This window comes from Aminomonas paucivorans DSM 12260, from assembly GCF_000165795.1.
GTDB classification, from domain to species: domain Bacteria; phylum Synergistota; class Synergistia; order Synergistales; family Synergistaceae; genus Aminomonas; species Aminomonas paucivorans.
The window spans coordinates 52,886-72,574 of record NZ_CM001022.1 but is presented as its reverse complement, the minus strand read 5'-3'; the positions used below and the strand labels follow the sequence as shown (position 1 = coordinate 72,574).

The window sequence follows — 19,689 nt, the reverse complement described above, 5'->3', positions numbered from 1 at the left end:
TCACTCCTCCGTCGCGTTTCGGTCCAGGGCCAGCAGGGCGTGGAGGTCCCGATCCCCCAGCTCCGTGAGCCACCGCTCCCCCGCCCCCACCACCCGGTCCGCCAGATCCGCCTTGCTCTCCAGGAGGGCGTCGATGCGCTCCTCCAGGGTGCCCGCCACGATGAGGGGGTGCACGAAGACGTTCTTCCTCTGGCCGATGCGGTAGGCCCGGTCCGTGGCCTGATCCTCCACCGCCGGGTTCCACCAGCGGTCGTAGTGCACCACGTGGTTCGCCCGGGAGAGGGTGAGCCCCGTCCCCCCCGCCTTGAGGGAGAGCACGAAGACCCCCGGGCCTCCCTCCCCCTGGAACCGCTCCACCATCTCGTCCCGTCGGACCCGGGGCACCCCCCCGTGGAGGAAGAGCACCTCCTCCCCCAGGCGGCGCTGGAGGTAGTCCCGCAGGAGTCCCCCCATCTCGGCGAACTGGCTGAACACCAGGGCGCATTCCCCCTGCTCCCGGACCTGAGCCAGCAGCTCCACCAGCCGGGCCAGCTTTCCGGAGCGCCCCTCCAGGGGGGAGCCGTCCCCCAGGAAGTGGGCGGGGTGGTTGCACACCTGCTTCAGCCGGGTCAGCAGGGCCAGCACCTCCCCCCGCCGGGTCATGCCCTGGGACTCCGCCACCCGTTCCTCCCCCCGGTCCAGCACCGCCCGGTACAGGGAGGCCTGTTCCACCGTGAGGGTGCAGAACTCCCGGGACACCACCTTCTCCGGCAGGTCCGGCAGCACGGACCGGTCCGTCTTGAGCCGCCGGAGGATGAAGGGCCCCGTGCGGCGGCGCAGGGCGGTGGCGGCCCCATCGTCCCCCCACACCTGGATGGGGCGGAAGAACTCCCGTCGGAAGGCCTCCCGCCCCCCCAGCAGCCCCGGGTTGAGGAACTCGAAGAGGGACCACAGATCCCCCACGTGGTTCTCCACCGGCGTGCCCGTCAGGGCCAGGCGGAAGCCCGCCCGGAGGCTCCGGGCGGCCCGGAACTGGGCCGTGTCGGGGTTCTTCACGTTCTGGGCCTCGTCCAGGATCACCCCGCCCCAGGCGACCCGGCGCAGGGTTTCCCCGTCCCGCTGGAGCAGGGCGTAGCTGGTCACCACCAGGCCCGCCCCCGCCAGGGAGGTGACGAAGGCCCGCCCCCGGGGCCGGTCCGGCCCGTGGTGCACCCGCAGGGGCAGGTCCGGGACGAAGCGGGCCGCCTCGGCGGTCCAGGTGTGGATCACCGAGGTGGGGCACACCAGCAGCACCGGGTCGGTGCGCCCCTCCTCCCGGTCCCTCTGGATCAGGGCCAGGGCCTGGGCGGTCTTGCCCAGCCCCATGTCGTCCGCCAGGCAGGCCCCCAGGCCCCAGCGCCGGAGGAAGGCCATCCAGGCCAGGCCCCGAAGCTGGTAGGGACGCAGGGTCCCCCGGAACCCCTCGGGCTGGGAGGCCGGGGGGAGGGGGGCGCTTCCCGCCGCCAGCCGGAGCAGTTCCCCCAGATCTCCCTCTGCCTCCAGGGAGGCCAGCTCCACCCCCCCGAAGGGACGGGGGGAACCCAGGGTCGCCTCCAGCAGGTCCCGCACCGTCCGGGGTTCTCCCCTTCGGGCGGCCAGGAACCGCAGGGCCGTCTCGATCTGCTCCCGGTCCGCCCAGAACCACCGTCCCCGGCGGCGCACCAGGGGGGCCTTGGCCCGAGCCAAGGCCTCCAGCTCCTCCGGCTCCAGGACCTCCTCCCCCAGGGAGGCCTGAAGGTCCAGGGCCACCAGGTCCTCCAGGGACGTCCCGGCGGGGGCGGCGACCCCCGTCCGGACGACCCCCCGGAGGGTCAGGCGACGCCCCTCCCCCCGTCCCAGCCACCAGGAGGGCAGCAGCACCGGGAACCCCGCGCCCCGCAGGGCCTCCGCCCCCCGAGCGAGAAACCCCGCGGCCCCCTCCAGGTCCGTGGCGAAACCCTCGGGGTGCGGGTCCTCCAGGCTGGCCTCCACCTCCGGGCAGATGGGAGCGGCCTGTTCCAGGGCCAGCCGGACGAAGGCCTCCTCCCCCTCCCCCAGCCCCAGGGTCCGGGAAACCTCCTCCTTCCTCCAGAGCGCCCCCAGGGGCACCAGGAGACTCGGGTCCCATCGGGGCTGGAGCAAGTACTCCACCCGCCAGGGCCCCCGCCCCTCCCCGTCCTCCGGCTCCAGGAGGCGGAAGACCAGCCGCAGGGGGGAACGGGCCAGGATCTCCAGGGGACGGCGCCACCGGTCCAGCCGGGCGGCGAAGTCCTCCAGCTCCCCCTCCTCCGGCCAGGGGACCACCGGGTCCGGGGCCCCCAGGGCCTCCAGCCAGGCATCGTGCAGGCTCTCCCGAGGGCCGGGAAAGCGGGGGGGAAAAGGCACGGGACCCGAGCGCCCCAGGGCATCGGCCAGCCACCCCGCCGCAGTCTCCGCCAGGAACCGGGGGGCCGTCTCCGGAGGGGTCTTTGTCCCTTCCCCCAGACACCGGGCCACCCCGGGCAGGGAGACGGCCAGGCGGTCCAGGGCCTGCTGGGCCTCCTCGTCGGGAAGGGGGATCCACCGGGCTTCCCAGCCCCGATCCCCCCGCACCAGGCCGGGAAGGCAGGCCTCCCGGATCCCCAGGTTCGCCGCCTCCCGGGCCAGCCGCCCCCACCAGACCAGGGAGGCGTCCCCCCCGATCCCCGGGGGCGTCCCCTCCGCCAGGGCCGCCAGCAGGTCAAACAGCTCCCCCGCCTCCAGCCCCAGGGCGGTCACCCCGTGGGGGCGCAGGCGGACCGTCCCCCGTCCCTTCGGCTCCCCCAGCAGGGGGGAGGAGGGAAGGGGCAGGGCGCCCCGGGTGGGCAGCCAGGCCCAGGGGGTTTCCACCCGGGAGAGGGAGACCCGAACCCCCGCCCCCAGGCGCTTCAGGACCTCCCGAAGCCCCTCCCTCCCCGCGTCTCCGGGGTGTCGGGGCCCCGGCTCCTCCCAGGGGAAGGCCCGTTCTCCCCACAGCCAGGCCCGCCCCCGCCAGAAGGACAGGTGCAGGGCGATCCGGGGCTCTTCCCCCTGCGGGGAACCCGGCGAAGCCGGGGGCAGGGTCTCCACCTAGCTCCTCGGCTCCTCCGCCGGGGGAACCGCCTTCCGCCAGCATCGATGGGCCTCGTCCCAGGTCACCGAATCCCCCGCCAGCTTCCGGAAGGCCTCCCGGAGCACCCGAGACACCGCCCAGTTTCCCCCCCGGTTGATGCAGGCGAACTCCCCGCCGGTGGTCTCCAGGATCTCCCGGATCACCCGGTCCTGGGTCAGCACCCCGTCCCGGTTCACTTCCTCCAGCATCCACTCCGCCAGTTCCCGATCCCTCATGGGGTCATCCGCCTCCCTCGAAACGTCCCGGCCCCTTTGCGGGCGCTCGTGGACCCTTCATCCTACCCCGGATGCGCCCCCGCCGCACCCCCTCGGGCCCCCCGGACGGAGAAAGGGGGAGGAGGAACCCCTTCGGGCTCCCCCTCCCCCCTTGGTGCATCCCCTTCCGGGATCCATGGAAGGCTACGCCCCCGAGGAGGCCTCCGCCGTCTCCCCTCCCGGGAGGACCCCGCAGGGCCGTGGGGCCACCGCTCTCCGGGGGGACAGATCCAGCAGGGACAGCAGCAGCGCCGCCGCCACCGCCAGGAGGGCCCCCCGGTCCGCCAGGCAGAAAAGCCCCCCGAAACACAGGGCCAGAAACCCCGAGGCCCATCGGGAGGGACGTCCCGGAAGCAGCCGCGCCCCCGCCGCCACCACCAGCAGGGCGTTCAGCAGGAAGAGGCCGTTGGCCGCCCCCACCAGGAAGGCCACGTCCACCGCCCCCAGGGCGGTGGCCCCCAGGCCCAGGGCGTGGATGCCGCAGAGGGTCGCCGCCGCCGCCGCGGGGGCTCCCTGGGCATTGCGGGTCCCCAGGAACCGGGGCAGCCGCCCCCGCTCCGCCATGGAGACCCCCAGGCGCGCCACCCCTCCCACCACCATGAGGTAGGTGCACAGGCAAAGCAGCGTCCCCAGAAGCGCCAGCAACCCCTCCGCCGTCCCCCCGAAGAGGGGACGCAGCAGATCCGCCAGGGAGGGCAGCCCGCCCCCCGAGGCGGCCGCCCGGGGCAGCGCCTTCACCAGGACCAGGTAGATCCCCGTCACCGCCCCGAAGGCCAGCCCCGCGGCCCGGGGGACGGTTCGCCGGGGGTTCTCGATCTCCCCGGTGTAGTTCCCCAGGATCTCCCAGCCGATCACCGCCCAGAAAAGCAGCACCAGCACCCGGCCGAAGGCCAGGGGAGAGGGCGGGGGCAGGGGAACCGCCGGGGCGGGGTGCAGCAGCACCCCCAGACTGCCCGCGAAGAGCACCGCCCCGATGAGGGTGGACGCCCCCAGGGCCAGGGTCCCCACGAAGGTCACCCGGCGCAGCAGCAGCCCCAGGGCGAGGAGCAGGAGCAGAACGGCGCCCCCCACCTCTCCTCCGGGCACGGGAAAGGCCCGGGCCAGGTACTGCCCTGCGGTGAGCAGCACCGCCGCAGGGCCGAAGCACACCGCCCCCAGAAGAAGCCACCCGCAGGCCTCCCGGGCCCCGGGGCCGAAGGCCGCCCCCACCGCCTCCGTGAGCCCCCCGTCCCCGGGGTAGCGCAGACACAGCGCCGCCGTCACCCCCGCGAAGATCCCCATGATGCCCAGGGTCACGACCCAGGCTGCCACGGAGGCGCTCCCCGCCCCCTCCAGGGCCAGGGGAGGCAGCAGGATCACCCCCGACCCCAGCACCGGCCCCACCAGCAGCCCCGCCAGGGCCGGCACTCCCAGTTTCTTCCGTTCCATGCCCTCCACCTCCGTCCTCGTTGGAGGTAGGATAGGGGCGAACGAGCCATCGGGCAAACGGAACCTTCCGATCCAAGCCATCGGCAATTCCGATACGCCCTTCAAGGAGGGAAACCCATGGAGACCCGGTTTCTGGAGACCTTCCGCACCGCCGCGGACCTGGGAAGCTTCACCCTGGCGGCCCGACGGCTGGGGTACTCCCAGTCCACCGTGTCCGCCCAGATCCAGGCCCTGGAGGTCGAGGCGGGGACCCCCCTCTTCGACCGATCCGGCCGCAGGCTGGCCCTGACGGAGGAGGGACGGGGGATGCTGGACCTGGCAGAGGAGATGCTGGCCCTCCAGCGACGCATCCCCCACCTGGCGGGGGACCCCCTGGAGCCCCAGGGGGACCTGTCCGTGGCGGCGGCGGAGAGCATCACCGTGGCCCGCCTGGGGGACGTGCTGGGCCCCTTCCGGCATCGGCACCCCCGGGTGCTGGTGCGGCTGCGCAACGCCACCTGCTCCGCCATGACGGACTGGGTCCTCCACGGGGAGGCGGACCTGGCCTTCATCATCCTCCCCACGGTGCGGCACCCGGACCTGGAGAGCCTCTCCCTGGTGGAGGAGGAGCTGCTCTTCGTGGGCCCTCCGGAGGCGGAGGAGGACCTGCTCCTTCGGGCCCTGGAGGAGGGACGGCTGGAGGAGGGGTTCATCTTCACGGAGCAGGGGTGCAGCTACCGGACCCTGGCGGAGCACCTGTTCCGCCGCCACGGGGTGGTGCTGGAACACACCCTGGAACTGTGGAGCATGGAGGCCATCGGCCAGTGCGTGACCAGCGGCCTGGGGATCGCCCTCATGCCCCGGGTCTACGCCCGGGGGGGCATCGAGGCGGGGCGCTACCGGGCCCTGAAGGCCCCGCCCCTGGAGGAACCCTTCCGCACCCAGGTGGTGTGGCGGAGAAACCGTCGCCTCTCCCCCGGGGCCCGGGAGTTCCTGCGCCTCACCCGGGAGGCCGCGGAGGGCTGGCGAGCCGCCGGGAAGTTATCCACCCATCCATCCACCGAAGGGTGCACAACCCCTTCTCCCCCTGGATCGGGGCTGCCCCAAGGGGTATGATCGCTCCACCATTCCGAAGGAGGCGAGGGAACATGGCACACCACAAAAGCACGACGCGGCGGATCCTGGGGGGGTGCCTGACGGCGCTCCTGCTCCTGGGGCTGACCCTTCCCGGGGCGGAGGCGGCGGGCCGGGCCCGCCTGCGGGTGCTGGACCTGAACCTCAAGACCCGGGTGGGCACCGCCACGATCCAGTACCTGCGGATCCTCGGGGGGGTGGACACGGGGGTGCGCAAGGGCCTCAACACCCTCTTCCGCAAACAGGCCCTGGAGAAGCAGGAGGAGGAAAAGACCTCCTTCGCGGAAACCCCGGAGGTCCTGCAGAACATGAAGGACCGGGGATGGGGCCCCGGCTCCATGGAGCGAACCGTGAAGGTGACCCGGAACCGGGGGGGCATCCTGAGCTTCACCCTGACGGACTCGGAGTACGTCCCCGGCATGGCCCACCCCAACCCGGGCTTCGGAGCCCTCACCGTGGACCTGGCCACGGGGGAGACGGTGCGGGCGGAGCAGGTCTTCCTGCCCCAGGCCGCCTGGCGCCCCGCGGTGGATCGGGAGGTGCGCCGCCAGTTCCAGGCATCGGGGAAGACCCTGCTCCCCGACGTCCCCTTCCCCGCCCCGGAGGCCTACGAGAAGAACTTCTACCTCACGGACAAACCGAAGCGGGGCGTGGTCTTCTACTGGAGCTACTACGACTTCACCCCCTACAGCGAGGGGCTTTCCACCTTCTTCGTGCCCTTCGACCTCCTGGGGGACGCGGTGGCCCCCCGGTTCCGCTAGGGCACGAACCGGGCCACCTTGGCGGCGGGGACCTTCCCCACCCGGGAGAAGTCGCCCCCCACGTACAGGGTCCCGTCGGGAGCCCAGGCCAGGGCCACCACCGACCCGTCCGTGCCCGGGCCGAAGGGCTCCCACTTCGCCCCGTCCCACCGGGCCAGATGGGGGGCGATGCGCCCTTCCGCCTTGGTGAAGTCCCCTCCCGCGTAGAGGGCCCCGTCGGGCCCCAGGGCCAGGGCCTGCACCGGGCCGTTGAACCCCTTCCCCAGGGGGTGCCAGGCCTTCCCGTCCCACCGGGCCACCCGGGAGGCGGGAAGCCCCCCCGCCCGGGTGAAGCTGCCCCCCGCCACCAGATGGCCCCGCCGGTCCCGGGCCAGGGCGTACACGTCGCCGCCGCCGAGGCCCCTCCCCAGGGGGTGCCAGCGCTTCGACGCCAGGTCGTACCGGGCCACCCGGGCCGCCGCGGTGCCCCCCACCCGACGGAAAGCCCCGCCGACCCAGAGGGTCCCCTCGGGCTCCGGCAGCAGGGCCGCCACCCAGACGTTCTCCGCCCTCCCCAGGGGGACGGACCAGCCCGAGCCGGTCCAGCGACGGATCTCGAAGACCTCGTTTTCGTCCTCTCCCCCCATGGTGCCGAAGGCGGCGAAGAGCCCCGAGGCCCCCTCTCCCAGGGCGGAGGGGGGCCCGGACACCACCCCCGGCACGTCCGCCCGGTAGGTCCCGTTCATGGGGGTGTTCTGGGCCCCCATGGGGGTCCAGGTCCGGGCCTCGGGGTCGTAGCGCCCCACCAGCCGCAGGTCCTGGTCCCCCGCCTTCCAGAAGGCCCCCGCCACCACCAGAGAGCCGTCGCCCCGCAGGGCCATCCCCTGGAGGGTGTTGTCCAGAGTGGGCTTCAGGGGGGTCCACCCCGAGGCGGGGTCCCAGGAGGCCAGGCCGAAGGCGGACTGCCCCCCCGCGTCGAAGAAGATCCCCCCGACGTACAGCACCCCTTTAGGCGAACAGGCCAGATGGGTCACCATCCCCTGCACCCCCGCCCCCAGGGGCTCCCACCCCGCCCAGGCGGCCAGGGGCGCCAGGAGCAGGAACGCCCCCGCCACCCAAGCCCGTAGCCATCGTCTCATCCCGCCCATCCGCCATGACCTCCTCGTCGGTAGCGGAGCCTTCTGCGAATCCACGGACCACCCGGGGTTCGTCCTCTGTTGTTGTTGCGTCAGCCAGACCGTATCCCCCCGGAATCCCCCGGGGCCCTGAGCGCCCGTTTCGTCGTGCGGTCTACCCCTGCCCCCGGTACCGGAAGCAGAGCAGGGTGATGTCGTCGGACTGGTCCGCCCCGGAGGCGAAGTCCTGGATCCGGCGCCGCAGCTCCTCCAGGAGTTCCTCGCTGCCCCGGTCCACCAGCTCCTCGAGCCATTCCCGGACCCGCTCCTCCCCCAGAAGCTCCTCCTTCGGGTTCAGGGCCTCCGTCACCCCGTCGGTGTAGAGGAACAGGGCCTCCCCCGGGGCCAGCCGCCCACCTCCCTCCTGGAAGGAGGCCCCGGCGGAAAAGCCCACCAGGATCCCCGAGACGGGCTCCAGGAACCGGACCCCCTCGGGCCCCAGCCGCCAGGGTAGGTTGTGCCCTCCCCGGGCGTAGCGGAAGGAGCCGTCCCGCAGGTCCACCAGGACGCAGAAGAGGGTGACGAACATGCATGCGTCGTTACCCTCGGCGATGGCGTCGTTCACCGCCCCCAGGAGGGCTCCCGGACCCGGGGCCTCGGCGGAGAAGGCCTTCATGAAGCTCCTGGTCACCGCCATGAACAGCGCCGCCGGGACCCCCTTGCCCGACACGTCCCCCACCACCAGGAGCAGGTGATGGGGGTCGGTCATGAAGAAGTCGTAGAAGTCCCCCCCCACCTCCCGGGCGGGCTCCAGGCGGGCGTGGAGGTCGAAGTCCCTCCGATCCGGGAAGGCGGGGAAGGTCCGGGGGACCAGGCTCATCTGGATGGACCGGGCGATGTCCAGCTCGCTGGCGATGCGCTCCTGCTTGGCCGTGGTGGCCGCCAGCTCCCTCATGTGCCGCAGGAGGCTGTCCCGCATGGCCCCGAAGGAGGCCGCCAGGTGGGCCACCTCGTCGTGCCCCTCGATGCCGGGCAGGGGCGCGTGCAGGTCCCCGGAGGCCACCACCTGGGCCGCCGCGTCCAGGGCCCGGATGGGGCGGGTGATGCGTCCGGCCACGGACAGGGCCACCAGGAGCATGCCCCCCATGCCCAGCAGTCCCAGGAGGAGCTGGGTGCGGCTCTGACGGGTCAGGCCCGCCAGCACCTCCTCCTTCGGGAACACGATGCCCAGGGACCACCCCATGCCCTCGATGGGCTGGTAGTAGAGCAGGTAGTCCTTCCCCGTCCGGGGATCCGAAAACGCCTCCAGCCCCCGGCCCCCGTCCCGCATCTTCCGGCCCAGTTCCTCTTTCCGGGGGTTTCCCTCCCGCTCCGCCACGGTGAAGAGGGTCTCCTTCATGATCCACGATTCGTTGGGATGGGACACCAGGGTGCCGTTGGGGGTGACCAGGAAGAGGTAACCCCGATCCCCCACGGGGATGTCCGAGAGGACGTCGGTCAGCCAACGGAGTTCGATCTCCGCCCCGATGGAGGCCAGGTACTGCCATTGGTCGTCGTAGAGGGGGATGCAGTAGTCCACCACCCGGCGCCCGTCCCCGCCCTTGCCGGAGAAGGAGGGCTCCGTCCAGACGGGCTTGCGGAGCTGCAGGGGAAGCTGGTACCAGTCCCAGACGGTCCAGTCCAGGGTCCCCCGGAGGTCCTGGTAGACCACCTCCTCCCCCCGGCGGTACACCGTGGGGCAGAAGTCCCGCAGGGCGGGATCCCGCAGGGAGCGGGAGTAGCCCACGAAGAGCCCCGAGACCTCCGGGTGGGATTCCAGGAGACGGCGCATCATCTCCGGAAGCTGCTGGGGGGAGGGGCGGAAGAACCGCAGGATCGTCGCCAGGTCCCGGGTCACCGCCTCCGCCCCCAGGGGGATGCGGCGGATCCGGGCGGCGGTGGCCTCCCCCAGGTTTTCCATGCGCAGGCGGAACTCCCGCTCCAGGGCCCGTTGGGAGGAGACGTAGCCGTACCCGGCCACCACCAGGAAGAGGCACCCCGCCCCCAGCATGGTCAGGAGGGCCAGGCGGCCCGCGATGCCCAGGGGCCTAAGGCGCATTCCCGATGCCCTCCCTTCCGGTCCACCGTCCCCAGGAGGGGTCGGAGGCGTAGGGGACGAAGCGCTCGTAGGGCACCACCCCGCCGGGGAGGAGGGCGACCTCCCCCATCATGGCGGCGGTTCGCTCGTAGTCCTCCCGGGAGAGCCGCCCGGGGACCCATCGGTCCTTTCCGGAGGGAAAGACCGAGGGGAGGATGGCGAGGAGCATCTTGCGCAGGAGCAGGGAGTTGACGGTGTATCCCGCCCGGTCCGCCTCCGCCTCGACGAGGGCCACCGCCTCGTCGGGGTGGGCGGCGGCGTAGCGCCACCCCTCCAGGGAGGCCTCCAGGAGGTCCCGGCAGAGCCCCGGGTCCTTCCTCCAGGTGGACTCCAGGCAGTAGAGGCCGTCCTCGGGGAAGTCACACCCCTGATCCCGCAGGGAGATCACCGTGAGATCCTCGGGGCGCCACCCCGCCTGGAGGATGCGCAGGTACTCGTTGTAGGTCATGGCGCTGCAGGCATCCACGGCCCCTCGGAGGAACAGCTCCACGGAGAAGAACTGGGGCACCACCACGGGCCAGATCCGGCGGGCCTCGAAGAGCTGCCGGTAGGCCCCGGAGAAGTGGTCCCCCCAGAGGCTCATGCGCCGCCCGTCCAGGTCCTCCACCTTCAGGATGCGGCTTTTCCTCTTGGCCACGATGAGGACGTTGCCCCGGTTGACGATCTGTCCCACGTTCACCAGGGGCAGCTCCGGGGAGCGGAAGGCCAGGGCCCCGGTGAGGAAGAGGGTGACGAACTGGGTCCGCCCTTCCGCCAGGTCCCGGGGGCCGTCCACGTCCGCGCCCCCCCGGCGGAGGACCACGTCGAGGCCCCGGCGCTGGTAGAAGCCCTTGGCCCGGGCCATGTAGTACCCCGCAAACTGGGTCTGGGGGTACCACTGGAGGGTCAGGGTCACCCGGCGGGGCTGGGCCTCCGCCGGAATGCCCCCCCACAGCAGGAGAAAGACCAGAAGCCCCGGAAGGAGCCTCCGGGGGGTCATTTTTTCACCACCACCCGCAGCACGTTGCGGCCCGCCTCCCTCCGGTAGTGCACCTCGTCCATGACCCGGCGCACCAGCAGGATCCCCAGCCCCCCCTTCTGGCGTTCCTCCAGGGGGCGGGTGACGTCGGGCTCCTCTACCGCCAGGGGGTCGAAGGGCACCCCGTTGTCCAGAAAGTCCGCCTCCAGGGCCTCGTCGGACTCCTTGAGGCGCACCGTCACCTCCCCCGGGGGGATCTCGTAGGCGTAGGAGCAGATGTTCACCACGATCTCCTCCACCGCCAGGTCCAGGTGCATCACCTTGGGGGGAGGCAGCAGCGCCTCCGCCCGTTCCAGGATGAAGGCGCGGATTTCCTCCAGAGAGTCCAGCGACGCGGGCCAGGTGCGCTCCATGCAGACGACCTCCTCGTTCTCCGGGCACGGGGCGCCGCCCCCGCCCGTCTTCTTCGGAAAAAGGGACTCCACGGAAGTAATCTACCCTATACGTAGGTCTCCCGGAGCATCTCCGCCACGGAGGCGTCGATCTGTTCCCGCCTCTTGATCTCGTCGAACCGGTCCAGCAGGTCCGAGGGGCGCAGGCGACGCTTCTCCTCCCCCCGAAGGTCCGCCACCACGCGCCCCCGGTGCATCATGACGAGCCGGTCCCCCAGGCCCACGGCCTGCTGCATGGAGTGGGTCACCATGAGGGTGGTGAGCTTCCCCTCCCGCACCAGGTCGTCGGTGAGGCGGATGACGCTGTCCGCAGCCCGGGGGTCCAGGGCGGCGGTGTGCTCGTCCAGCAGCAGCAGCTCCGGGCGCCGCAGGGTGGCCATGAGGAGCGTCAGGGCCTGACGCTGCCCCCCGGAGAGGGACCCGATCTCGTTCTCCAGCCGGTCCTCCAGCCCCATGCCCAGACGCCGCACCCGATCCGCCAGGGCCTCCCGGCCCCGCAGGAAGGCGTTGCGCCCCAGGGTGCGCCGCTGCCCCCGGCGCAGCGCCAGGGCCAGGTTCTCCCCCACGGACATGGAGGGGGCGGTGCCGCTGAAGGGGTTCTGGAACACCCGGCCGATGAGGGAGGCCCTCCGGTGCTCCGGCCAGCGGGTGATGTCCCGCCCCGCCAGGCGGATGCTCCCGGAGTCCACGAGGAAGCTCCCGGACACGGCGTTCTGGAGGGTGGACTTCCCGGAGCCGTTGGTGCCGATGACCACCACGAAGGATCCCTCCTCCACCAGGAGGTCCACCCCCTGGAGGGCCCGGACCTCGTTCTCCGTGCCGGGATGGAAGGTCTTCACCAAACCTTGCAGGTCAAGCATGACGCACCCCCTTGCCCTTCCGCAGACGATCCAGAAGGCCCGGCAGCACCAGGGTCAGCAGGACGAAGAACGCCGTGATGAGCTTCAGGTCGTTGGGGTTGAGGCCCCAGCGCAGGGCGATGGACACCAGCAGCCGGAAGAGCACCGACCCCATCACCGCCCCCGTCAGGGAGACCCCCAGGGAGCGGGTGCGCACCAGGGCCTGCCCCATGATGACGCTGGCCAGGCCCAGCACCAGGGTGCCCACCCCCATCTGCACGTCCGCGAAACCCTGATACTGGGCCAGCAGAGCCCCCGTGAGGGCCACCAGCCCCCCGGTGAGCATGAGGCTCACCAGGAGCATGGCGGAGGCGCTCACCCCCTGGGCCAGGGCCATCTGGCCGTTGTCCCCGGAGGCCCGCAGGGCGGTGCCGAAGTCGGTGCGCAGGAAGAGGTGCAGGGCCAGGGCCAGGAGGCAGACCAGGAGGAAGGAACCCGCCAGGACCGCCAGGTCTCCCACGGGGACCTCCCAGAGGGAGATCCGCACCGTCTCGACCCCCGCGATCCCCTCCGCGGCCTTCCGGACCCGATCCACCAGGGTGACGGCGTCGGAGAGGGGGACGTTGCTTCCCCCCATGACCCGGAGGTTCACGGAGTAGAGCCCCGTCATCACCAGGATTCCCGAGAGGAGGGGGTTGATGCGAAGCCGGGTGTGGAGGACCCCCGTGATCCCTCCGGAGAGCACCCCCGCCACCACCGCCCCTGCGGTGGCAACCCAGGGGGAGACGCCCCCCACCAGCAGCACCGCCGCCACCGCTGCTCCCAGGGTGAGGATGCTGTCCGTGGCCAGGTCCGCGAAGCCGAAGATGCGGAAGGACACGAACACCCCCAGGGACATGAGGGCCAGGATGAGCCCCATGGTGAGGGCTCCCACCAGAAGGCTCACCGCGACCTCCCTTCCGTCCCCCTCAGGGGACCCGCCCAGAGGGCGCCGTTGAGGAAGGCGCTCTCCCCCGCTCCGGAGATGGGACGCCGGTCCTCCAGGAGGTGCAGCAGCCCCACCGGGGCCAGGGCGTTCAGGAGGTTCTCCAGCACCGGCCGGAAGGCCACCTTTCCCTGGGGGATGGCCCGGAAGGGGAACACCGCCCCGTGGAAGTGACCCCAAAACCCCGGCTCCTCCCCCAGGGGGCGAAGCTGGGGGCCCAGGGTCCCCGGGTCCGTCGCCGCCGCCACCCCCACCGCCAGGACCAGGTGCCGGTCGTAGCGCTTCTCCGGCCGAAAGGACAGGCGATCCCGCACCTCCGGAAAGGAGAAGAGCCCCCCGTCCCCGATCCGCCCCGCCGCGTCTCTCCAGCCCTCGGAAGGGGGCAGCCCCTCCTCCCCCGGGGGGAGGGCGTTCAGGCTGGCCCCCACGAGGCCCGCGGTCTCCCCCAACAGGGCCACCGCCGCCCGGGAGCTTTCCGTCGCCTCCAGGGCCCTCCGGGCCAGCCGGGAGAGGGGGATCCCCGGGAGGTCCTCGGTGAAGCGCAGGCACACCGAGGGTTCCCCCCGGAACACCATCCCGGAGGCGAAGTGCACCGTGGGGACGAAATCCCCCGAGGCGGCCATGAAGTCCGGGGTGCCCCCTTCCCCGGGGGGCAGCATGAGGGCGAACCCCTCCGCCCCCAGGATCTCCCCCAGGGCGGCGGGGGCTCCCTCGAAGGACCCCAGACCCAGCCCCCAGACGCCGGGGCCGAAGGCCCGGGCCTCCCCCGGGGCGATCGTTTCCGCTTCGAAGCCTCCTGGACCCTCCAGGTCGTACCGGGCCGTCCCCTCCCCCAGGGGTTCCTCCGGGGGGGACTCCGGGGCGGCGAAGAGGGCGGAAAGGCCCACCATCCCCAGGATCTCCCGGACGAAGGAGGAGGGGCGACGGATGGAAAGCCCGCCCCCCAGCTCCCGCAGGGTCTTCTCGTAGAGCATGAGGCTCCGGATGCCCAGGGAGCTCAGGAAGGGCACGTCCTCCATGTCCAGGGCCACCCGATGCGCCCCCTGGCGCAGGGCATCCTCCAGGGCATCCTCCAGGTGCCGGCAGCTTCCCGCGTCCAGGCGGCCGTGGAGCACCAGGGCCAGCCCCGTCTGTTCCTCCATCCGTTCCAGGTGCATGACAGACCTCCTCGCGCCCTCGGGGCTACTTCAGGGAACCTCTACAAAACCCGTTTTTCGAACCGCTTTTGCGTGCAACAGACGGGGTGCACCCCCATGTAGGCTCTGCTGGGGCTCGGCTCTCCCCCTGGAGGGCTTTTCCCAGGGATCAGGGGCCACTCTTGCCCCTCAGGCCCATACGTAGACCTGCGTCACCAAGTAGGTGAAGCGCTGGAGGTTGTAGATCAGGTTGCGAAGGCCGATGCGGGCCTTTGCTCGGGCCAGGCCGATGCTGCGCAGCAGAAGGGTCCCCGCCTGCTGTTTCTGGGCCGCAAAGATGTGTTCCACCCGGCTGCGGGTTCGAGATCGGGTGCGGTTGCCCTGTTTCTCCCATCCGGTCAGGGGGTGCCCCGAGGTCCCCTTCCTCTGGATGTGCTCCCGGTACCCCTCCTGGCGCAGGTACTCCAGGTGGGAAGCGGAACGGTAGGCCGCATCTGCCCAGACGTCTTTGCTGGTGTTCCCGGGATCCAGCAATTCCTTGAAAACCTGGCTGTCGTGCACCGAGGCGGGGGTGACGGCATAACGCCGAATGAGTTTGCAGGAGACGTCCGCCTCGATGTGGTTCTTGTACCCGAAGGTGCTCTTGCTGTTCTTCACAGTCCATCTCGCTTCGGTGTCCTTCTGGCGAGACTTGGCTTCGCTCCATTCCTGGGGTGGGTTGCCTTCCCGAATCTGTCGGTTCTCCTCCCGGCTGTTTCTCTGGATGGGGACGCTGACCAGGGAGGCATCCACGATCTGTCCCTTCCGGGCCTCCAACCCCATCTGGCGAAGGGCTTCATCGAACCGGGCGAAGAGGAGTTCCACCAGACCCGCTTGGGTCAACTGTTCCCGAAACAGCCACAGCGTCTTGGCGTCGGGGACCCGGTCCTCCAGGGAAAGATCGCAGAAGCGCTGGAAGGAGAGGCGGTCTCGAATCTGGTATTCCATGGCGTCGTCCGACAGGTTGTACAAGGACTGGAGCACCAGGATCTTGAACATCAACAGGGGGTCGAAGGGTTTGCGACCCGCAGGGGAGTCGGTGGTCCGCAGGCTCTCCCGGAAGGCCCGAAGGGGTTCTTCGAAAATACGCCAGTCCACCGTCTCCGCAAGGGTCACCAAGGGATCCTTACCCTTGTCCAGTCGCTGATAGGCCATCTCTTCGAAGAACAGTTTCCCCTGGCGCATCTTCTCAGGACCACCTCTCCTGGTGGGCTTCGGTGTTTCTTCTCCCGGGAGACTCCCGATTGGTTCAGTGTACTACCCTTGATGGGGCTCCTTCAGTCGCAGATGGTCGGATTTCTAGAGGCGCCCTTCAGGATCCGGTCGGCCCGCTCCCGCAGGCCGGCGGGGAAGACCAGGCCGTAGCGCCGGGCGTTCCCCTCGTTCAGGGTGATGCGGGTCTTGGTGATGGGGGCGAAGGGGATGTCCCGGGGGTTCTCCCCCCGCAGCACCCGCAGGGCCACCCGTCCCATGTCCGCGCCCCCCGCCTCGTAGTCCCGGGCCACCGCCGCCGCGGCGCCGCCCTTGGCGGCCATGGCGGTGTCGAAGCCGAAGAGGGGAACCCGGGCGTCCAGGCAGGCCTTGGAGATGGGGGCGATGGAGGTGAAGAACAGGTTCCCCGCCACCTGCACCACCGCGTCCACGTTTCGGGAGAGAAGCCCCCGAATCCCGTCGGAGATCTCCGTGGGGGTGGACACGGCCACGGAGACCAGCTCCACCCCCCGGGCCGCCAGGGCCTCCTTCAGGTGGTCGTGGTTGTAGACGCTGTTCACCTCCGAGGGGTTCACCAGGGTCCCCACCCTTCTGGCCTTGGGACAGCACTCCCGCAGGACCTCCACCACCTCTTCGTAGGCGCCGGCGCAGGAGATTCCCGTCACGTTGGGAAGGTGGTCCTCCGCGCTGCGCCCCGCCCCGGCCACCACGGGGTTGGCCACCACCCCGAACACCACCGGGCGGTCCTTCACCTTCTGCACCGCCGCCTGGAGGGTGGGGGTGGAGGTGAGGAGGATCAGGTCGGGGTTCTGGGAGAGGGCGTTGTCCAGCAGGGCCGCCAGGGTGGGCATGTCCCCCTGGGCGTTGGCCTCCTTCAGGGTGTAGTCCTTCCCCTCCCGAAGCTTCGCCTCGTCCAGGGCCCGCCGGAGGCCCCGCACGGTCTCCTCCGTGGGGGCGGATTCCACGTAGTTCAGCAGATGGAGGTTCCAGCACCGCCCCGGCCCGGAGGAGGGCAGGGCCTCGGGGCGCTCCTTGGAGACCGCCAGCCTGCCCGAGGCGTCGAAGACCTGGGCCGCCTGGGCCTCCACCTCCGGAGGGATCCGCCAGGGTCCCCGGAGCCCCGCCAGGACCTGCCGGTTCAGGGAGAGCTTCAGGGGCATCGCGTTCTCCACGGGAATCCGGGCGGGAGACTTGCCCTGGAGGATGTCCGCCGCCAGATGGGCCTGGATCCGTCCCACGTCCACGTAGTTGGCCCCCAGCCCCGCCAGGGCCCCCTGGGCCCCGTACATGGCCGCGTATCCCAGCACGGGGATCCGGGCGGCCTTGGCCGCCTTCACCACCGAGGCAAAGGCGGATTCCACCGTGTTGTCCCCCCCGATGACGAAGGCCTCCACCCCCTGGGCCGCCAGGGCGCAGGCCGCCTCGTAGACCCCCGAGGAGTTGTCCACCGTCACCGCCTTCAGCCGGATGCCCATCTCGCCGCAGACCTTCTCCGCCAGGTCGTAGCAGGCCTTGGAACAGGCCTCCGAAGGGTTCATCACCGTCCCCAGGGTCTTCAGGTCCGGGTTGAGCTTGCGGGCCAGCTCCAGGGTCTCCCGGACGGGCTGAAAGGTCCCCACCCCCGTCAGCCAGGCGGGGTGATCCTCGTGGTTCTCCCGGGAGATGCCCACCCCCGCGCCGTAGGGATCCGTCACGGCGCCGAAGACCTGGACCACCTTCCCCCCCTTGTTGGCCGTGGCCCCCACCTGGAGGGAAAGGGTGCTCACCGTGAGCAGCAGGTCGTACTCCCCCCCGCAGGCCCTCTGGGCCAGGCTCACCGCCGTGGGCATGTCCCCCTCGGCGGAGAAGGTCTGGATCTCCAGCTCCTTCCCGTCCCGGAAGCCCCGCTCCTCCAGCCCCTGGAGGAGTCCTCGGCAGGTCTCGTCCTGGGTCAGGCTGGAGGCCCACTTCAGCACCCCCACCCGGACCTTCCGTCCCTCCCGGACCTTTCGGTGCAGCTGCGCCGCCGGATCGTCTCCCCCCCCCAGGCTTCCCCCCCGACCCAGCCAGTCGGAGAACAGCAGCACCCCGCCGGCCGCGACGATGAGGAGCAGCCCCAGGAGGAGGTGCTTCCACGTCTTCACCCTTCCAACACCTCGATCCGAAAGAGTTCCTCCCGCTTCCGCCGCGGAATCATCGCGACAGGACGGAACCAGTCTAAAGACATCCCCGGCGAAACACAATGGAAAACCCGGCGGGGGGAACTCGCGACGCCTTGACAGGGCCTTCCTCCCTCTCTACTATACCGACCAGACGGTTTTGAACCGACCGGACGGTACGCGAGGAGGAAAAGTCATGCACCCCAAGGGACACTTTCGAGAGGCCATCCTGGAGGCGGCGGAGGAGATCGTGATGGAGACGGGGGCCCAGAACCTGACCCTCTCCGCCGTGGCCTCCCGGGCGGGAATCAGCAAGGGAGGGCTCCTCTACCACTTCCAGACCAAGAGAGAGCTGATCCAGGCCACCCTGAAGCGGGCGGCGGAGCGCCTGGACGAGGAGGCGAAGAGGCAGGGAGAGGACCTGCCCGAAACCCCCTCCCGCAGATTGAAGGCCCACCTGCTGGCCCACGACGTTACCTCCCGGTATCCCGAGGTGCTGCGCACCAAGCGGCTCTTCGCGGGCCTTCTGGCTGCGGCGGCCCTGGACCCGGAGTTGGCCACCCCCCTGCGGCACGAGTACGAGGCCTTCTTTCGGGAACTGACGGGGGCGGGGCTCTCTCGGGAGAAGGCGGCGGTAGTGTGCCTGGCCAGCGACGGCCTCTGCCTCCTGGACCTGGTCCACGTGAGCCCCTTCGACGAAGAGACCCGAGAGCGGATCCTGGAGGAGCTGCTGCGCCTGGCGGACGGGGCGGTGCTGCCCCGGGAAAACGCGCGGGAGCCCGAGGGAACGGCGAAGGGAGCGGGGCGATGAAGCTCAGCCATCGGTGGAAGCAGGCGTCGCCACGGGCGAAGGTCCTCCTTGCCCTGGGCCTGGTGGCCCTTCTGGGAACGGGGGCCTACGTCCTGCGCATGGGGGGGAACGGGAAGCAGGAGGCTCCGGCGGACGAGGCGGTGCCGGTGGTGCTGGAGAAGATCCGGACCCACTCCTTCGCGGAGACCGTGGAAGCCCAGGGAACCCTGCGGGCGAAACACTTCGCCCTGGTGTCCCCCAAGGTGGACGGCCCCATCCTGGAGGTGTACGTCCGGGAGGGGGACCGGGTGACCGCGGGGAAAACGCCCCTGTTCCGCATCGACGACCTGAAGCTCCGGGAGGCGGAGCAGATCGCCCAGAAGGACCTGGCCGCCGCCCGGTTCGCCCGGGAGGAGCGGGACGCCGCCCTCCAGAGGGCCGCGATCGAATTGGATCGGGCCGCCAAGGAGTACCGGCGCTTCCAGGCCCTCCACGAAGAGGACGTGGTGAGCCAGAGCGGCTTCGACGACGTGGAGTCCCGGTACCGGCAGATGGCCTCCATGAGGGACCTGAGCCGCAGCACCCTGAAGGCGGCGGGGGAGAACGTGCGCAAGGCCGACGCGGCCCTGCGCATCGCCCAAAAGAACCTGCGGGACTCCCTGGTCCTCTCCCCCCTCACGGGGGTGGTGAGCAAGCGCCTGGCGGAGCCCGGGGAGACGGGCAAGGTGGGCACCCCGGTGGTGCGGGTCGACGACCCCCGGCTCCTGGAGGCGGTGGTCTTCGTCCCGGGGCAGTTCTACGCCCGCATCCAGGAGGGCAGGACCCGGGTCCAGGTTTCGGACTCCGGGGGGGCCTGGACCCTGGAGGTCCCCGTGGCCACCAAGAGCCCCGTGGTGGACCCGACGCTTCGCACCTTCGAGGCCCGAGCTCTGCTGTCCGGGGACGCCGTGCGGGTTCCCGGGGCCCTGGTGAACCTCTCCTTCCTCCTGAACCGCCGGGAGGGGCCCGGGGTCCCCACCGCCTCGGTGCTGGAGCGCGCCGGGGGGAAGGTGGTCTTCGTCTCCGACGGGAAGACCGCCCGTATGGTTCCGGTGCGCACCGGCCTGGTGACCAACGGCTGGACGGAGGTCCTCTCGGGGGACCTCAAGCCCGGGGACGCGGTGGTGGCCCAGGGACAGTTCCTCCTGAACCCCGGCGCCCCCGTGCGGGTGCAGAAGGGAAACTAG

Annotated in this window: 16 protein-coding genes; 4 read left to right on the top strand and 12 right to left on the bottom strand. The window is 71.1% G+C overall.

Annotated features, from left to right (window positions below; all coding sequences use genetic code 11):
- The 3 genes from APAU_RS00330 to APAU_RS00320 all read right to left on the bottom strand — a co-directional run bounded on the left by APAU_RS00330 (position 1) and on the right by APAU_RS00320 (position 4,809).
- Positions 1 to 3,084, bottom strand: coding sequence for a DEAD/DEAH box helicase (locus APAU_RS00330; protein ID WP_006299645.1), 3,084 nt, complete (start codon positions 3,082 to 3,084; stop codon positions 1 to 3).
- On the bottom strand, positions 3,085 to 3,342 hold the full coding sequence (locus APAU_RS00325) for a DUF6953 family protein (RefSeq protein ID WP_006299644.1): 258 nt from the start codon (positions 3,340 to 3,342) through the stop codon (positions 3,085 to 3,087). It lies immediately after the preceding gene.
- A 183-nt stretch (positions 3,343 to 3,525) separates the two neighbouring features.
- Positions 3,526 to 4,809 (bottom strand): APC family permease, encoded by a 1,284-nt coding sequence (locus tag APAU_RS00320; RefSeq protein WP_006299643.1) that lies wholly within the window; start codon positions 4,807 to 4,809, stop codon positions 3,526 to 3,528.
- 117 nt (positions 4,810 to 4,926) lie between these two features.
- On the opposite strand from APAU_RS00320, the gene APAU_RS00315 reads away from it, so the two are divergent.
- Both APAU_RS00315 and APAU_RS00310 read left to right on the top strand, forming a co-directional pair.
- Positions 4,927 to 5,904, top strand: coding sequence for a LysR family transcriptional regulator (locus APAU_RS00315; protein ID WP_006299642.1), 978 nt, complete (start codon positions 4,927 to 4,929; stop codon positions 5,902 to 5,904).
- 32 nt (positions 5,905 to 5,936) lie between these two features.
- The gene (locus tag APAU_RS00310) at positions 5,937 to 6,683 is read left to right on the top strand and encodes an RsiV family protein (RefSeq protein ID WP_006299641.1); all 747 of its coding nucleotides are present in this window, start codon (positions 5,937 to 5,939) and stop codon (positions 6,681 to 6,683) included.
- On the opposite strand, the gene APAU_RS14425 is transcribed toward APAU_RS00310, so the two are convergent.
- The 9 genes from APAU_RS14425 to APAU_RS00265 all read right to left on the bottom strand — a co-directional run bounded on the left by APAU_RS14425 (position 6,680) and on the right by APAU_RS00265 (position 17,658).
- Entirely contained in the window at positions 6,680 to 7,801 is a 1,122-nt protein-coding gene (locus APAU_RS14425) for a hypothetical protein (RefSeq protein ID WP_198004015.1), read from the bottom strand. The two genes, APAU_RS00310 and APAU_RS14425, sit on opposite strands and share 4 nt — an antisense overlap.
- 151 nt (positions 7,802 to 7,952) lie before the next feature.
- The gene (locus APAU_RS00300) at positions 7,953 to 9,875 is read right to left on the bottom strand and encodes a SpoIIE family protein phosphatase (RefSeq protein WP_006299639.1); all 1,923 of its coding nucleotides are present in this window, start codon (positions 9,873 to 9,875) and stop codon (positions 7,953 to 7,955) included.
- Positions 9,865 to 10,893: an ABC transporter substrate-binding protein gene (locus APAU_RS00295; protein ID WP_006299638.1), complete on the bottom strand. Its 1,029-nt coding sequence runs from the start codon at positions 10,891 to 10,893 to the stop codon at positions 9,865 to 9,867. Before APAU_RS00295 ends, APAU_RS00300 begins: the two co-directional genes overlap by 11 nt.
- The gene (locus APAU_RS00290) at positions 10,890 to 11,285 is read right to left on the bottom strand and encodes an ATP-binding protein (protein ID WP_006299637.1); all 396 of its coding nucleotides are present in this window, start codon (positions 11,283 to 11,285) and stop codon (positions 10,890 to 10,892) included. Before APAU_RS00290 ends, APAU_RS00295 begins: the two co-directional genes overlap by 4 nt.
- Positions 11,286 to 11,371: 86 nt before the next feature.
- Positions 11,372 to 12,184 carry an ABC transporter ATP-binding protein gene (locus APAU_RS00285; protein WP_006299636.1) on the bottom strand — a complete coding sequence of 271 codons (813 nt, stop codon included), beginning with the start codon at positions 12,182 to 12,184 and terminating at the stop codon, positions 11,372 to 11,374.
- Positions 12,177 to 13,109 (bottom strand): ABC transporter permease, encoded by a 933-nt coding sequence (locus tag APAU_RS00280; RefSeq protein WP_006299635.1) that lies wholly within the window; start codon positions 13,107 to 13,109, stop codon positions 12,177 to 12,179. The genes APAU_RS00285 and APAU_RS00280 overlap by 8 nt, the downstream gene beginning before the upstream one ends.
- Positions 13,106 to 14,305 (bottom strand): STAS domain-containing protein, encoded by a 1,200-nt coding sequence (locus tag APAU_RS00275; protein ID WP_006299634.1) that lies wholly within the window; start codon positions 14,303 to 14,305, stop codon positions 13,106 to 13,108. The genes APAU_RS00280 and APAU_RS00275 overlap by 4 nt, the downstream gene beginning before the upstream one ends.
- A 168-nt stretch (positions 14,306 to 14,473) precedes the next feature.
- Complete coding sequence (locus APAU_RS00270) at positions 14,474 to 15,508, bottom strand: IS5 family transposase (RefSeq protein WP_006299633.1); 1,035 nt, start codon at positions 15,506 to 15,508, stop codon at positions 14,474 to 14,476.
- Between the two features lie 92 nt (positions 15,509 to 15,600).
- Positions 15,601 to 17,658 (bottom strand): ABC transporter substrate-binding protein, encoded by a 2,058-nt coding sequence (locus APAU_RS00265; protein WP_006299632.1) that lies wholly within the window; start codon positions 17,656 to 17,658, stop codon positions 15,601 to 15,603.
- A 211-nt stretch (positions 17,659 to 17,869) separates the two neighbouring features.
- Here APAU_RS00265 and APAU_RS00260 point away from each other — a divergent pair, with 211 nt between their 5' ends.
- Together APAU_RS00260 and APAU_RS00255 are read left to right on the top strand one after the other, a co-directional pair.
- Complete coding sequence (locus tag APAU_RS00260; RefSeq protein ID WP_006299631.1) at positions 17,870 to 18,484, top strand: TetR/AcrR family transcriptional regulator; 615 nt, start codon at positions 17,870 to 17,872, stop codon at positions 18,482 to 18,484.
- Positions 18,481 to 19,689 (top strand): efflux RND transporter periplasmic adaptor subunit, encoded by a 1,209-nt coding sequence (locus tag APAU_RS00255; RefSeq protein WP_006299630.1) that lies wholly within the window; start codon positions 18,481 to 18,483, stop codon positions 19,687 to 19,689. The genes APAU_RS00260 and APAU_RS00255 overlap by 4 nt, the downstream gene beginning before the upstream one ends.

Excerpts from the sequence above, each read along its gene's own strand:
- APAU_RS00325 (WP_006299644.1), bottom strand. The coding sequence starts at position 3,342 with ATGAGGGATCGGGAACTGGCGGAGTGGATGCTGGAGGAAGTGAACCGG.
- APAU_RS00320 (WP_006299643.1), bottom strand. The coding sequence starts at position 4,809 with ATGGAACGGAAGAAACTGGGAGTGCCGGCCCTGGCGGGGCTGCTGGTG.
- APAU_RS00315 (WP_006299642.1), top strand. The coding sequence starts at position 4,927 with ATGGAGACCCGGTTTCTGGAGACCTTCCGCACCGCCGCGGACCTGGGA.
- APAU_RS00310 (WP_006299641.1), top strand. The coding sequence starts at position 5,937 with ATGGCACACCACAAAAGCACGACGCGGCGGATCCTGGGGGGGTGCCTG.
- APAU_RS14425 (WP_198004015.1), bottom strand. The coding sequence starts at position 7,801 with ATGAGACGATGGCTACGGGCTTGGGTGGCGGGGGCGTTCCTGCTCCTG.
- APAU_RS00300 (WP_006299639.1), bottom strand. The coding sequence starts at position 9,875 with ATGCGCCTTAGGCCCCTGGGCATCGCGGGCCGCCTGGCCCTCCTGACC.
- APAU_RS00295 (WP_006299638.1), bottom strand. The coding sequence starts at position 10,893 with ATGACCCCCCGGAGGCTCCTTCCGGGGCTTCTGGTCTTTCTCCTGCTG.
- APAU_RS00290 (WP_006299637.1), bottom strand. The coding sequence starts at position 11,285 with ATGGAGCGCACCTGGCCCGCGTCGCTGGACTCTCTGGAGGAAATCCGC.
- APAU_RS00285 (WP_006299636.1), bottom strand. The coding sequence starts at position 12,184 with ATGCTTGACCTGCAAGGTTTGGTGAAGACCTTCCATCCCGGCACGGAG.
- APAU_RS00275 (WP_006299634.1), bottom strand. The coding sequence starts at position 14,305 with ATGCACCTGGAACGGATGGAGGAACAGACGGGGCTGGCCCTGGTGCTC.
- APAU_RS00270 (WP_006299633.1), bottom strand. The coding sequence starts at position 15,508 with ATGCGCCAGGGGAAACTGTTCTTCGAAGAGATGGCCTATCAGCGACTG.
- APAU_RS00260 (WP_006299631.1), top strand. The coding sequence starts at position 17,870 with ATGCACCCCAAGGGACACTTTCGAGAGGCCATCCTGGAGGCGGCGGAG.
- APAU_RS00255 (WP_006299630.1), top strand. The coding sequence starts at position 18,481 with ATGAAGCTCAGCCATCGGTGGAAGCAGGCGTCGCCACGGGCGAAGGTC.